The sequence below is a fragment of the Myxococcus sp. AB056 genome, assembly GCF_006547365.1.
GTDB lineage: Bacteria > Myxococcota > Myxococcia > Myxococcales > Myxococcaceae > Myxococcus > Myxococcus virescens.
Map to the genome: position 1 here is coordinate 42,254 of NZ_VHLB01000037.1, position 14,266 is coordinate 56,519.

At 68.3% G+C, this 14,266-nt stretch carries 11 protein-coding genes and 1 pseudogene; 9 read left to right on the forward strand and 3 right to left on the reverse strand.

Features of this window, described 5'->3' with window-relative positions; genetic code table 11:
• Positions 1 to 188: 188 nt before the first annotated feature.
• The gene (gene nfi, locus FMP39_RS17890; RefSeq protein ID WP_141591576.1) at positions 189 to 896 is read right to left on the reverse strand and encodes a deoxyribonuclease V; all 708 of its coding nucleotides are present in this window, start codon (positions 894 to 896) and stop codon (positions 189 to 191) included.
• 413 nt (positions 897 to 1,309) lie between these two features.
• On the opposite strand from nfi, the gene FMP39_RS17895 reads away from it, so the two are divergent.
• The 5 genes from FMP39_RS17895 (at position 1,310) to FMP39_RS17915 (ending at position 5,722) form a co-directional block, all read left to right on the forward strand.
• Positions 1,310 to 2,251 carry a hypothetical protein gene (locus FMP39_RS17895; protein WP_141591577.1) on the forward strand — a complete coding sequence of 314 codons (942 nt, stop codon included), beginning with the start codon at positions 1,310 to 1,312 and terminating at the stop codon, positions 2,249 to 2,251.
• A gap of 143 nt (positions 2,252 to 2,394) precedes the next feature.
• Positions 2,395 to 3,702: a S8 family peptidase gene (locus tag FMP39_RS17900; RefSeq protein WP_141591578.1), complete on the forward strand. Its 1,308-nt coding sequence runs from the start codon at positions 2,395 to 2,397 to the stop codon at positions 3,700 to 3,702.
• A 163-nt stretch (positions 3,703 to 3,865) separates the two neighbouring features.
• Positions 3,866 to 4,114, forward strand: a complete 249-nt coding sequence (locus FMP39_RS17905) for a hypothetical protein (RefSeq protein WP_026113817.1) — start codon at positions 3,866 to 3,868, stop codon at positions 4,112 to 4,114.
• A 9-nt stretch (positions 4,115 to 4,123) separates the two neighbouring features.
• Positions 4,124 to 4,696: a ThiF family adenylyltransferase gene (locus FMP39_RS17910; RefSeq protein ID WP_141591580.1), complete on the forward strand. Its 573-nt coding sequence runs from the start codon at positions 4,124 to 4,126 to the stop codon at positions 4,694 to 4,696.
• A gap of 270 nt (positions 4,697 to 4,966) precedes the next feature.
• Complete coding sequence (locus FMP39_RS17915; RefSeq protein ID WP_228558078.1) at positions 4,967 to 5,722, forward strand: hypothetical protein; 756 nt, start codon at positions 4,967 to 4,969, stop codon at positions 5,720 to 5,722.
• Positions 5,723 to 5,822: 100 nt separating this feature from the next.
• Here FMP39_RS17915 and FMP39_RS17920 read toward each other — a convergent pair whose 3' ends face one another.
• Together FMP39_RS17920 and FMP39_RS37970 are read right to left on the reverse strand one after the other, a co-directional pair.
• Positions 5,823 to 6,896: a PQQ-binding-like beta-propeller repeat protein gene (locus FMP39_RS17920; protein ID WP_228558079.1), complete on the reverse strand. Its 1,074-nt coding sequence runs from the start codon at positions 6,894 to 6,896 to the stop codon at positions 5,823 to 5,825.
• 165 nt (positions 6,897 to 7,061) lie between these two features.
• Positions 7,062 to 7,250, reverse strand: a pseudogene (locus tag FMP39_RS37970) (hypothetical protein); the annotation flags it as partial.
• Between the two features lie 167 nt (positions 7,251 to 7,417).
• On the opposite strand from FMP39_RS37970, the gene bla reads away from it, so the two are divergent.
• The 4 genes from bla to FMP39_RS17940 all read left to right on the forward strand — a co-directional run bounded on the left by bla (position 7,418) and on the right by FMP39_RS17940 (position 14,189).
• A complete protein-coding gene (gene bla, locus FMP39_RS17925; protein ID WP_141591582.1) occupies positions 7,418 to 8,293 on the forward strand; it encodes a subclass B3 metallo-beta-lactamase in 876 nt (291 codons plus the stop codon).
• Between the two features lie 457 nt (positions 8,294 to 8,750).
• Positions 8,751 to 11,945, forward strand: a complete 3,195-nt coding sequence (locus tag FMP39_RS17930) for a tetratricopeptide repeat protein (RefSeq protein ID WP_141591583.1) — start codon at positions 8,751 to 8,753, stop codon at positions 11,943 to 11,945.
• Positions 11,942 to 12,820 carry a sigma factor-like helix-turn-helix DNA-binding protein gene (locus FMP39_RS17935; protein WP_141591584.1) on the forward strand — a complete coding sequence of 293 codons (879 nt, stop codon included), beginning with the start codon at positions 11,942 to 11,944 and terminating at the stop codon, positions 12,818 to 12,820. Before FMP39_RS17930 ends, FMP39_RS17935 begins: the two co-directional genes overlap by 4 nt.
• A 100-nt stretch (positions 12,821 to 12,920) precedes the next feature.
• Positions 12,921 to 14,189, forward strand: coding sequence for a matrixin family metalloprotease (locus tag FMP39_RS17940; protein ID WP_141591585.1), 1,269 nt, complete (start codon positions 12,921 to 12,923; stop codon positions 14,187 to 14,189).
• Positions 14,190 to 14,266: the final 77 nt, after the last annotated feature.

The following is a 14,266-nucleotide window of genomic DNA, read 5'->3' on the forward strand; positions in this document are numbered from 1 at the left end:
CCAATGACATCTCCCGCCCTGGCCCCAGCCCCTTTTCGCGGCCTGAGGTGCTACCGCCAGTACGGGCTGGCGGGAAGGACGGACAGGGAGACAGACGCCCGAGCCGCCGTTCCTTGAGGCCCCAAGCGAGGGAGCCACCTCCGGACATAGAGTCGGTTGGGACGGCGGTCAAAATCAGGGGCCGGCACCTACTCCAGTTCGGCGCCCTCTCCGTCGGCGCGACGGAGTGCGTTGACCAGCCGGTGCGCATGCCGCGTGGTCTCCGGCTCGCGGTACTTCGGGCTCACCTTGAGCACCCACTCCACCGCCGTGGGCAGGTCCATCAGGTGGCCCGGGGACACGTAGACGGGCTGCACGCCCTTGCGCGTACGCACCGCCATGCCCACGACCTCGCCCCGGTGCATGAGGGGCGCGGTGGAGCCTCTCGCCTCGCCCAGCGGTCCATGCGTCCCCACCAGCAGGGACTTGGCACAACCGATGGATGGCACGCCGAACAGCAACCCTCCGTGGCACGCAATCCCCATGCGCCGGGGATGGGCGGTGCCTTGTCCATCGAAGATGACCACATCGGGGCGCACCGTGAGCCGTTCCCAGGCAGCGGCGATGATGGGCAGCTCGCGAAAGGACAGCAGGCCCGGCACGTAGGGAAAGTGCAACGTCACCACGGCCTCAGACTGGGCCACCGGCGCCAACGTCTCCACGTCCAGGACGACGAACCCACCAAACCCGGTGTCCTTCCCCTTCTCCGTGGAGATGTCCGCGCCCGCGATGCGCTCCACCTTCAGCCCAGGGGGCGGCCGGAGCACCAACTGCTCACGCAGCCGGCGCTGCAGCTCCACCGCCTCCGAAGGCGTGACGTCCCACCGGCTCACCTCGGGCTGAAGCTCCATGCACACGCAACCTCCACTGCCAATCTGAAGGCTCTGACCTCAAGGGCAACCCATGACGTCCCTTCAGCGTGGACTGGTGAACGGGCCGTGCCCCTTTGGAACCCGCGACCCTCCACGCGCGAGAAGAAACCGCTGAGCCTGTCCTGGCGACCGGCGAGCCCACCGGATGACCTTGGCCCTACGCGTGCGTGCTCAGCTCTCCGCCCATGCCACGACCCACCCACGCCCGCTTCCGCCGGACGGGCCTTCCCCTCCTGGCGCTCTGTGCATGCCTGGTCGGCAGCGCAAGAACGGAGAGCCCGGTAGGGAGCGACCATGCGCCGCCCCGCCCTCCTTCCGCATCCCAGGGACACGGGCAGCTCTCCTCAGCCGCGCTGGACGCACTGGAACAGCGCATCCTCGGCAAGGGGTGCGAGACGATGTTGCTCGGCGATGCGAAGCGCCGCTTCGTCGAGTCACAGCTCCTCTGCGATGGCCACCTGTCCTTCATCCTCGTTCAGGCGGCGCTGGACGGCCATCCCCTGCCGGACACACAGCGACGACTGCATGCGCTCCTCGCGGACGCGCTGGGACGTGCCCGGGCCCCCTTCATGCGCGGTGGGACGGACGTCGTCCTGGGCCACGCCCTGCCACGGAGCATCCTCTACCGGGGCTATGTGCTGCTGATGCTCGCGGGCATCGAACGCGCGGGCATGCAGGACGCTGCGTCCACGGCGCTCTTCGATGCCCTGGCCAGCCAGGTCGTGAAGGCGCTCGAACACCAGTTGCTGCTGCCCAGCTTCAGTACCTCCATCTGGCCGTGTGACAGCGCGCCGGCCGCCGCGGCGCTGCTGCTCCATGGCCGGCTGCGAGGCCATGCGCCCTCCGAGGCCGCGGCGGAGCGGCTCATCGCGCGACTGGTGGAACTGTCCGCCCTGCCCTCGGGCTTTCCCACCCGGGTCGACGCGAAGGGACGCGTCGTGGAGCGGACGCAGCGGGCCACCACGCTCGCGTGGACGGGCGCCTTCCTCGCCATGGCCGCGCATCCCGCTGCGGGAACCTTCACCGCCACCCTGGTGCGAGATTACTGCGCTCGGCCCGCGGGCGCGCTCCTACCGCTGGCGGCCTGCCGGGAGTGGCCTCGCGGAGTGAAGGGGAAGGAGGACTCCGCCAGCGGTCCGCTCGTCTTTGGCGGCTACTCCGTGGGCGCGAGCGCGCTGGCCATCGCCGCGACTCGACTCTCCGACGCGCACGGCACGTGGCATGCCCACCTGGTGAACGCAGCACGAGAGATGGGCATCAACGACATCCTGTCACGCCCCGGGAAACGTCCACTCGAAGCAGTCTTGTACGAATGGGGAACCACCATTCGTCCTTGGTAGGTCATGGCCAGACATCGCGCCTTGGAGCGCCATGGCATGTTCAATCACGGACCGCCGTCTCATCCCTCCGGGTTGATTCATGAATAAGCCGTTTTTGATGTACACCCGTTTTACCCATCACAACCATTTCCTCTGGGTAAAACATGAATCGACACACACTGAAGCTGTTCGTCTCCGTGGGCATGATGTTGCTGATGGGGGCGTGCGCATCGCGGCAGGTGCCCTGCAAGGACCGCACGGCCAGCAGGCCCACGATGGGCCAGAAGCAGACCGGCAAGTTCATCACTGTCCGAAAGAAGATTCCGGGTGAATACATTGTCGTCCTGAAGTCGCCCGCACAAAGCCTGGAACAGGTCGAGGTCCAGCAAGCCACGACGAGCCTCATCACGGCTTACGGCGGCACTGCATTCGCGATGTATGAGAATGCGTTGCGTGGTTTCGCGGCCAAGATGACGGAAACCCAGGCGCGGGCCATGGCGAACGACCCCGCAGTGGACTACGTGCAAGAGAATGGCGTGGTCAAAATCGCCGAAAGCCAGCAGGGTCCCACGTGGGGCATCGACCGGATGGACCAGCGCAAGCTCCCGCTGGACAAGGTCTACACCTTCACCGCGACGGGCCAGGGCGTGCACATCTACATCCTGGACACCGGTGTGCGCTTCTCGCACCGGGAGTTCGGTGGCCGGGCCTCCATCGGCTACGACGCCATTGGCGACAGCATGCGGGGCAATGACTGCAACGGCCACGGGACACACGTCGCGGGCACGGCGGCGGGCGCCTCCTACGGCCTCGCCCGCAACGCGATTGTCCATTCCGTCCGCGTGCTGGGCTGTGACGGCTCCGGAGCCACCTCGGGCGTCATCGAGGGCATCGACTGGGTGACCCGGAATCACATCTCGCCCGCCGTCGCGAACATGAGTCTGGGCAGCGACGAGGACCCGGCGCTCGACGACGCGGTCCGCCGCTCCATCGCCGCGGGGGTCACCTACGTCGTCGCCGCAGGCAACGAAGACAACGACGCCTGCAAGCACTCCCCCGCCCGTGCGCCGGAGGCCATCACCGTTGCCGCCACCGACAGCAAGGACAAGCGCGCCACCTTCTCCAACTGGGGGGACTGCGTGGACGTCTTCGCGCCGGGGAACAAGATCAAGTCCTCCTGGCACTACGGCGACCGCGAGAGCCGGGAGATGAGCGGCACCTCCATGGCCACCCCTCACGTGACGGGACTGGCCGCGCTGTTCCTCGAGGTGAATCCCACAGCGAAGCCCGAGACGGTCGCCAACGCGGTGTTCACCAACGCCACCGAGAACACGGTGTCCAACCCGGGCTGGTGCTCGCCCAACCTGATGGCGTACTCGGGCTTCATCACCGCGCTCCCAGGGCTGCCCGTCGTGCAGCTCAAGGACTTCCTGCCCAAGCCCGCCGTGGTCAGCAGCAGCGAGCCGCGGTAGGCGTCTTCCCTGGCGGCCCGGCTTCCCGTGAGGGGAGCCGGGCCCCGGTTGGCAACACCGCTGGCCGGTATCGTCAGGAGCCTGCCCCCATCGCCGTCCCGGCGTGAGTCCCACGGGGCGCACCCTCGTGCTCCGCCGGGCGCGTGAGGAGGCGCACACGACGATGGCCACGCTCAACATCACCTACGACGGAATGTCCGCGGACGTCCCGGTGGAGCTGGACGGCCCCGTGCCGGACACGGACATCCGCCGCATCGCGACGGAGCTGGTTCGTTCGGGCGGAGTGCCCGGCCTTCACCTGAGCCAGCTTCGCGACGACGCGTTCGCCCACTTCGTCGTCGACCGGTTCCGGGGCGCACGGGGTGAGGAGCGCATCTACCTGCGTCCCAAGGTCCCCTTCGGGGCCCGGTGAGACACCGCCATGCGAATCCTCTTCTGTGGCGTGGGCGCCATCGGCTCCACCGCGGCGGTGCTGTGTCGCAACCTGGAGGCCACCCTGGTCTTCATCGACTTCGACCGGGTCGAGACCAAGAACCTGCTCGCCCAGGCCTACGTGAAGCCCTCCGTCGGGAAGAACAAGGCCGAGGCGCTCAAGCTCCAACTCCTCAACCTGCACGGGGTGAAGGCGGAGTCCCACGGCGTGCGGCTCACCCGGGACAACGCGGAGGCCCTCTGCGGTGGCGCGGGCCTGCTGGTGGACTGCATGGACAACCAGCACAGCCGGCAGGTGCTCATCGACTACGCGCGCCGGACGGGAAAGCCGCTTGTCCACGGCGCGGTGAGCGCGGATGGCACCTTCGGGCTGGTGCGCTGGGATGAGCGCTTCACCCCGGATGCCGAGGATGCCCAGGGCCAGGCCACCTGCGAAGGAGGCGCACACCTCCCCTTGCTGGGGCTGCTCTCCGCGACACTGGCCCGCGCCATCCAGGACTTCGTGAAGCACGGTACCCGGCGTGATTCGCTGGTGAACCTGAGTTCGGTCCTGTCCCAGTGACTCACGGGCGCGTGCGCCAGACTCGGCGCCGCTACGCGCCTGGCGTCTCGCGAAGTGACGATTGAAGTCCTTGGTGAACGCGCTCTCCGTCTCCTCGCCGACGCGGTTCGCGACATCACGGATGGCGGCCGGCTCCGCGGCGAGCGTCGTCGCCTGCGACTCGCAACACGCCTCAACGCTGCGTGCGCAGGAGGTAGAGTTGCCCCCGTCAAATCGGCGACGCTCCTCTTATGCGGCTGACAGAGCGCACCGCCGCAACCTGCGATTCACGTGCTCGGAGGTTCGATGGCGACCGGAGAACTGCTTGCAGTGAAGTTGTGGAACGAGTGGGGGCGCGCCATCGCGGCGAGTCGAGGGCTGACGGCACTCGACCTGTCCGCGCAGGTGCCACTCATTCGCGCCAAAAAGGCGGTCACACGCGTACTGGTTTCGCTCACCAGCTCGCCGCGAGGGGGGCTCGGGGCCGAGCTGCAGGTTCGCTTCGAGAAGAAGACGCCAGTCGAGCTCGAGTTCATGGGCACGACATACGTGGCATCGAAAGAGCTCGTCATCGCCGAAGGAGCGGGCACCCAGCAGGGGGGTCGCGTCAAGCTGGCTTCGAACGCCCTGAAGTTCACGCTGTGGGCCAACGGGGTGGCCCGTATCATCCCCTCGGTGCTCGAAAAGTCGCCGTTCATGGGGCGCGCGGATCGCTACCTGCGCTGCGGTCGAATCGAACAGCTCGCATATGGGCACGATGTCGAGCTCGGGCCCCTGAGGGAAATCGATGGCAACTTCACCGCCGACGCAGACGAGTTCGAGCTGCTCACCCGGCTGGGGCTCACGTGCACGGACGAAGCCGACAGCAAGAGCACGATCCTCACCCACGAGGAATGGATGGAGCGTAGGGACGAAGACTACGCGCGGATGGTCCACACCCCGAAAATCGTTTGGCGCGACGACGACGGGGGCCGCATCGAGCCCAATTCGAGCTTGCTCAACGTGAAGTGGGGCTACCGCGGACCGAAGCTCCGGACTGTCTGGTAGCTGTTCAGGCATGTCTCGTGCGTATAGACGGGATAGAGGCCATGTTGAGGCGCGGCAGGGGCCTGGGCCTGCGAGTCATGTGGAAGCCGGGCGGCCGACGCTACCCCAGCGCGACGATCGCGCGGTCACAGCCCACGTAGACCGTGCCGTCGGCGACGAGCGGTGCGGTCGACACGCGGTAGGGAGCCTTCCACCGCCAGCGCTCGGTTCCCTCCCGGAGCGTCCAGGCGTGGACGACGTTGCCGGCCCCCATGTAGACGACGCCACCTGCGATCGTCGGTGAGACCGTATCCTTCGGGGGCTTGTCGAGCGCGACCGACCAAATCTCTTTCCCGGTATCTTGGTCCAGCGCGTGGAGAATCCCGTGATAGCCGGAGAAGCACACGACGCCGTCCGCAACGGCGGGCGTTCCCCACAGCGCGCCGCCCGTCTCATACAACCAACGCTCTTTGCCACTGGCGAGGTCGAGCGCGCGAAGGCACTTCCCCAGACCGGACAGGGCATAAACCGTGTTGCCTTCGATCGCGGGCGCTCCGCCGTTGGCCATCGCACCGGCCTTCGCCGACCATCGCTCGCCCCCCGTAGCGCGGTCGAGCGCGACGATGTGGCCCTCGACGAAGTCGCGTCTGGTCCCGACGACGACCTGATCGCGCGTCACGCTGACCGCGGACCCCACACTCTCACCACAGCGTAGCTGCACGCGCCATCGCTCGACTCCCGTTCGCGCGTCGATGGCGACCACCCCACCGAGCCGCGTTCCCACGTAGACGTCGTCGTCGACAACGATTGGCGAGGAGGTCGCCTCGGAGTCACACGAGACGCTCCAGCGGATGGCGTGCGTGCCAAGATCGACGGCGTGACACTGCCCGCCACCGACGACGAAGAGCAAACCATGCGCAACCATCGGATTCGAGATGCTCTCAGAGACGCGCCCCCCGACCCGCACGCTCCAGAGCTCTTTTCCCTTCGCGAGGTCAAGCGCGTAGAGCTTGTCATTGTCGAAGTTCGCGAACAGCACGCCATCGTGGATTGCAGGCGTGTTGCGTGTGGTCGCAAGCGTGCCCGGCTTGAACTTCCAGCGGGCTCGCTTGACCACGAGCGGCCCCGTTCCCTCGAAGTGTCCGGTCCGCGCAGCATTGGCGCCAAAGAATACGGAGCGAGATGAATCCGACATGGGTAGATCCCTTTTAGCAGCCCGGCAGATGGCGTTCGTCGCGACGACCCTCGTCTGGAAGCGGAGGCATCTCGGACCAGTCGCCTTGAAGTTGGCTGCACGAATGCGTTCGGTCAACTTGGTCTGCCCCCAATTTTCGGACCAGTTGAAGCGTGAGAGAGTCCTCGCGACCACGAGGACTTCGGACAAGTCTCTGTAGGATTCGAGCATGCGCTCCGGATTCGCCACGTCCGATGGAAGGGCGACTCGCAGCCACTCTTCCGACTCAGGAGGCCGGAAGACGTTGAGCTCGGCAATCTTCCGTTGCCGCTCGCTGATGGCGAACTCGTCCAGCAGCCGCGAGAGGAACGGAGCTTGCTCTACTTGGGGAAACCACGAAGGCTAAAATTATCAACAACACATGAAAATCCGCGCCGAGCAGGAGGGCAATACGGACGATTTTCGCTTGTCACAATGAAACTGCGAAACACCCGTTCAGGTCAGTGGTAGCGTCTCTTCACCTTCCCACATCCTCATTCGCCATGCGTTTCCGGACAGTCACCTGCGCCCTCTCCGCCTGCCTGCTGCACTCCGCTACCGCCAGTGGCGCGCCGCCGACGCTCCCGCAGCTGCAGGCCTATACCGTTGATGCGTCCTGGTTGAAGCCCATGCAGCCGCTGCGCATCGCCGACCACACCTGGCAGATTGGCACCGAGGAGCTGACCGCCCTGCTGGTGGAAACCAAGGACGGCGTCGTGATGCTCGATGGTGGCATGCCCCAGATGGCCGACCATCTGCTGGCCAACCTGCGGCGTCGCGGCTTCGCGCCGCAGGACCTGCGCCTGCTGCTCAGCAGTCACGCACACGCCGACCACGCAGGCCCCTTCGCCGCACTGAAGCGCCGCACCGGCGCGCGGCTCGTGGCCAGCGCCGAGTCGGCGGTGCTGCTGGCGCGCGGAGGCAGCGATGATCTGCACTTCGGCGATGACATCACCTACCCGCCAGTCGTGGCGGATCGCGTGGTGATGGACGGTGAGGTCGTCTCACAGGGCGGCGTCGACTTCACCGCGCATTTCATGCCGGGGCATACCCCGGGCAGCATCGCCTGGACGTGGAATGATACTCGCGATGGCAAGCCGGTACGCATTGCCTACGTCGACAGCCTCAGCGCCCCCGGTTATCAACTGGTGGCCAACCCGCGTTATCCGAACATCATCAGCGACTACCGGCGCAGCTTCGCCACCGTGCGCGCCCTACCTTGCGATGTGCTGCTGACACCGCATCCGGGCTCCAGTGGCTGGGAATATGCAGCCAGAGACGCGGCCGGCGCCAAGGCGATGAGCTGCAAGGCCTACGCGGATGCTGCCGAGCGCGGGTTCAACACGCAACTGGCCGAAGAGCGCCGCAAGGCCCGTTGAAGCACGCGCAGGCGGCGCCCGTCCGGCACTTCAGTCGCTCCCGCGTGGCGACTTCGCGCCGGGACGCGTGCGGCTTCCGGGGGGCCACCTTCGTCCCCCAGTGGGGCGAAGTAGCAACCCGCGTCTCCGTCCAAGGACATTTGCCGAGCCCGACCTCTGGACTCGGCAAACCTCGCGACGGCACCAGGTTCGGAGGGAGTCGCGTATCCCATCTCCACCGAAACACACGCAGGCGCCCCACAAATCTCGGCCCGGACATCATCCCCAGACAGGCCCCCCAGGACACCCAAGAGGGCTTGCTACGCCCGCAAGCCAGAGCGTGTCTGCCTTTCGCGACGGGCAACAAGGCACCGCGCAACCCCCTTCGCGCAGCCCCCGGTAGAAGCTCGCCTCACTGGCGACGTACTCTTTCCCGGTGCGATGAGTTTGCGGCTGGGTCGGTCTGACGGACTTCCTCATGACTCCGTGTCCTGACGAGAACGAGCTGCTGGACTGGGAGCAGGGGCGCCTGTCCGCGGATGCCGTGGCCCGTCTGGAGGCCCACCTGGATGGCTGCGCGGCATGTTGCGCGGTGGTGGCAGGCCTCAGGGGAGCTGGAGTCCCGTCCCCGGAAGGCAGGGGGCCCCTGACGGCACCTCGGCTGAGAGGTACGCCGGAGCCTGGAGCACGCGTGGGGCGCTACGTGCTGCTGCGCCCCGTGGGCGAGGGGGGCATGGGAATCGTCTTCGCCGCGTATGACCCGGACCTGGACCGGGAAGTGGCGCTCAAGCTGGTGAAGCCCGGGGCGGTGGCGGACGCGGAGGCTCGCGGGCGGCTGGTGCGAGAGGCGCAGGCCCTGGCCCGGCTGTCCCACCCGAATGTCGTCACCGTTCATGACGTGGGGTTGGATGGCGACACCGTCTTTCTCGCCATGGACCTGGTGCGTGGGCGGACGCTGCGTCACTGGCTGGCGGAGCGGCCGCGGCCGTGGCACGAGGTGCTCTCGCGTTTCCTCCTCGCGGGACAGGGACTGGCCGCCGCACACGCGGTGGGGCTGGTGCACCGCGACTTCAAGCCGGACAACGTGCTGCTCGGGGACGACGGCCAGGTGCATGTCACCGATTTCGGCCTCGCCCGCGCGGAGCCCTCTCTCCTGACTCCACGGGAACCGTGGGGCGAAGATGCCCCCGCCAGACAGCTCCTGGCGACCGACGGCGACACCCGAACCGGCGTCCGGCGGGGCACGCCCGCGTACATGTCCCCGGAGCAGTGGCGAGGCCTTCGCGCGGACGCCCGCAGCGACCAGTTCAGCTTCTGCGTCGCGCTGTACGAAGCCCTCTTCGGCCACCGGCCCTTCGCGGGAGGAACGGCGAGCGAGCACGTCCGGGCCCTGCGTGAGGAGCGAGTGACGCCGCCGCCCCGCGGCTCGCGCGTGCCCGGCGCCGTGCGCCGCGCCGTCCTGCGGGGCCTGGCCGCCGAGCCATCCTCGCGCCACCTGACCCTGGCCGCGCTCCTCGCCCAGCTCGAGTCGGGCGCACACGCGCGCCGCTGGCGCTGGGTGGCCGCGGTGCTGACCACAAGTGTGGCGGCCAGCGCCGCCGCGGGCTTCGGCATGGCACGCGGTGACGCCGCGCGGGCGTGCACCGGCTTCGAGAGCCGGCTGGAGGACGCCTGGGGCGCGGCACACCGGGTCCGGCTGGAGCAGCGCTTCCGTCAGGGAGGGCCGCCGGTGCCGGGGGACGCCTTCGAGTCCACCACGCGGGCGCTCGACGCCTATGCCCAGGCGCTGGTGGCTCAGGAGCGGCAGTCGTGCGAGGACACGCGCGTGCGACAGGCGCAGTCCGAGCGGCTCATGGACTTGCGCGCCGCGTGCCTGGATGGCCGGCACCAGGCGCTGCGGGTGTTGGTGGAGCTGCTGGAGCGAGGTGAGCGAGAGGCGCTCACGCGGGCATCCGAGGCCGCGCGGCAGCTCCCCTCCCTGGCCGCGTGCGCGAACCGGAACGCACTCGCCCGCGTGGACCCACTGCCAGAAGCCCCGGAGGCCCGGCGGGAACTGGCGCGCCTGCGCCAGGAGTTGGACGGACTGCGCGTGCAGGGCGCGGCCGGATTCCATGAACGCGTGCTGCCCCGGCTGGAAGAGGTGGTGGGGACACTGCGAGGACTGAGGCACCGGCCCACGCTGGCGGGAGCCCTCCTCCTGCTGGGCGAGCTGCGAGGCACCGCCGGGAGCTTCGCCGCAGCGCGTGAGGCATTGGAGGAGGCAGTGCGCGTAGCGGAGGCAGGACACGATGACGAGACGGCCGCGCGCGCGTGGAATCGCCTCCTCTATACGGAAGTCCAGGGCATGGGCCTGGTCAAGGAGGCCCAGCGCACCGCGCGCATGGCGGAGGCCGCGCTGGAAAGATTGGGTCCCGAAGCCTCCCTGGAGGTGGCCGCGGAGCTGCACCGCGTCCTCAGCAGCCTCAGCTACCGGCAGGGCGAGTACGCGCGCGCGCTCACGGAAGCCAGCAAGGCCCTGGCCCTCCTTGAGCGGGCGCGCGGGCCTCGGGACGTCGCGCTCGCAGATGTCCTGACCGGCACGGGTGTGGCCCTCAACGCGCTGGGGCGTCACGCGGAGGCGGAGCAGCACCATGCCCGCGCCCTGGCGCTCATCGTGGCGGTGTACGGCCAGGAGCACCCGCTAGGCGCCGTGCACCTCAACAATGTGGCCACCGCGCTGAGGCTCCAGGGGAAGGTGGGCGAGGCGGTGGCGCGCCATGGCGAGGCGCTCGACCTGAGCGAGCGTCATTTGGGCGCGGAGCACTCCAACACCAGCATGATCCGGGTGAACCTGGGCGACGCGCTCGCACGACAAGGCCAGTTGGAGAAGGCGATTCCCCACTACGAGCGCGCCCTGGCCAGCCTGCGCAAGGGCGGGGACAGCGAGCAGCTGCGGGTGGCAACCGTGTTGCTGAGCCTGGGCAATGCACGGGCGGATCTGAGTCACCTCGCGCAGGCGGAGGCGGCCTACCGAGAAGCACTCCATATCCAGGAGACGCAGCTGGGTCCCCGGCACCCGGACGTAGCCCTGTCGCGAAACAACCTGGGTTCGGTGGCGATGGACGCGGGCCGCCTGGAGGACGCACGCGCCCTCTTCGGCGCGGCGCACTCGCTATGGAAGGCCACGCTCGGCCCCGACCACCCGAAGGTGGCCAGCGCGCTCTACAACCTGGGACACGTGGAGCTGAGACTGCGAAGAGTGCGCCCGGCGCTCGTCCACCTGCGGCGGTCGCTGGAGGTGCGCGAGAAGGCGCTTGGAGCGGAACACCCCCGGGTAGCGCAGACGCTCGGGCTGCTGGGCGAGGCGCTGGTGGAGGGCGGCCGGCTGCGTGAATCCCGTGAACCGCTGGAGCGTGCGGTGGCGCTCGGCAAGAAGGTGGAGCTGGCCCCGGCCGAGCTGGCCCGAGCGAACTTCGCGCTCGCCCGCGCCCTCTGGCAGTCACAGGAAGAGCGGCCCCGGGCGCTCGCCCTGGCGCGAGAGGCCCAGACGGCCTATGCCCGAAGCGCGCCCATCCACGCGCCTCGCGCGCACACGGTGCGCGTCTGGCTGTCGACCCACGGCGCCCCCTCGGCCGAGGCGCCCCGTCTCTCTCCCAGCCGCGTGGGTGGGATTGTCGGTGGAGGTGTTCCGTGACGTCCGAGCTGACCGAATCCTTCCTGTCCCGGGCGCCGCACGCGCTCGTCCCAGCGCTGAGAGCGCTTCCCGACCTGGAGGATGTCCTTGCTGCGCTGGTGCGGGAGGCACGCGAGGCGTGGCCGGAATTGCGCATGGACGCGGAGTCCTTCGTGGCGCACGTGGCGCAACGGCTGCCCTCTACGAGAGCGGCACACGAGGTGTTCGCGAGCCTGCGCGCGGCGGATGTCTTCCTCGCCTTCGCCTGTGTGCAGGGGGAAGCGAGGGCGCACGAGGCGCTCGACACGCATGTGCTGTCCCAGGTGGGGACGTGGCTGCCAAGGGAGGCGCCCACCCTCGTGGACGAACTGCGGCAGGCATTGCGCCAGCGGCTTCTGGTCCCGGTGAATGGCGCACCGCCGAAGCTGGCCTCCTACTCCGGGCGCGGTCCGCTTGAGCAGTGGGTGCGGGCGGTGGCGCTGCGGCTCCACATCGACCAGCAGCGCGCCGCACCGCGCGAGTTGCTGGAGCGGGCCCCGGTGGCGCTCGCGGAGCGGCTGGGCGCGGATCCCGAGCTGGCCTTCATCCGTGAGCGGCATCAGGAAGACTTCCGCGTGGCCCTCCGCGCCGCCCTGGGTCGTCTGGGGGCCCAGGAGCGCAACCTGCTTCGGTTGCACCACGTGCATGGAATGGCCATGGACGCCGTGAGCGCCACGTATCAGGCGCCCCGCTCCACCGTGGCACGCTGGATTGCGCGCGCGCGCGAGCGGCTGATGGAACTGACCCGCGAGGAGCTGATGACGCGGCTGAGGCTGACGCCCGGCGAGTTGGACAGCCTGCTGCGCCTGGTCCGCAGCCAGCTCGACGTCAGTCTGCGCCAGTTCATGGCGGACTGATTTTTCCGCCGTAGTCATCGTTGCAGTTTTTTCGGTTTCCCATGAGACGAGCGGCACGCGTCTCCGTCCTTCAGGCGTGTTCCAACCCGGAGGAGAGAGCATGCGCGAAGCCAGTCCCAAGAAGACCGCGATGACGATTCATCCCAAACGCTCCTGGCTCGTGCCCCTGGCGCTCCTGGGTGCGCTGGGGTGCACCAACGACGGGGTCGAGGAACCGGCCCCACCCGTTCAGCAGGACGTGCAGGTGACGGCGTGGGTGCCCGGCACGCCCCCACCCTCCCACACGCACGTTGAAGGAACGGAGCATTCGCTCGTGATGGACTGGGTCCGTGAAGAGGGCTCGATTGAGGACCTGACCGACCACTCTGCGTTGATCATCAACGGCCAGGTGGAGTCCACGCGTTTTGACGTCATGCGCGCCTATGCGCAATCCAAGGTGGAGGGGCAGCCCACCGGCGAGGAGAGCGGCACCTACAGCGACCTGCCGGTGACCATCGCGACCGTGCGGATCGACGACATCGCGCGCGCATTGGTGGGGCTCAAGAGCGCCTCGGGCGGCGTGGTCGCCCAGGGCAGCACCGTGGACGTCGTGTTCCCCGGCGGCCTGCTCTCTGACGGGTGCATGCTCGCGCCGACGGACAACCCGCTGCCGAAAATGGGCGAGCGGGCGGTGTTCTTCCTCACGCCGCAGGGAGGCGACAAGCCCGTGGCGGCGAGCGCCAGGACCGAACTCTACTCCGTGACCGGCGGACCGCTGGGACGGGTCCTGGTGGAGGACGGCCGCGCCCAGGGCGGGACAGTCGACGCGCTGCTCGCACGTGTCGAGGCCCGTGTGAGCAGCGCTCAGTACATGGGCCCTGACACGCAACCGGAGACCCTGCTCAAGGCGGACTCCGGCACGGTGACCGCCCAGAGTTGGTGCGGGCTCGCACGCTTCGGCTACAAGTGGTGCCGCAAGCCGACGAACGTCACGTTCACGGACTACACGGGCACGCGTTGGCCCGTCGGCGATGCCATGAACGCGTGGATGTACACGAACATCAGCAACAGCCTCTATCTCTACTGGCGCTCCAGCGGCGCCTCCGACGTCATGGTGTACGAGGCCTGGTACGGCGCCACGGGCTGGTACGCGTACGCGACGAACTCCTGGTCGGGCTCCTGCATGACCCGGAGCACCATCCAATTGAACAACACGTACCACCGGGGCGCGCACCACGCGAAGACTGTCGCCATCCATGAAGTCGGGCACAGCATCGGCTTTGCCCACCACGGGAACTGCAACTCGATCATGTACACGGACCCCACCGTGTGCGCGGCCACCACATCGTCCTGCGACGCGCAGGCGGCGGCGGAACTCTATCCGTACTGAAGGCGGCTGAACGACGGTTGAACCCACGCGCGCCTCCCGGCTCCTCGCCGCGGAGGCGCGCGTTCGAATCCACCGTC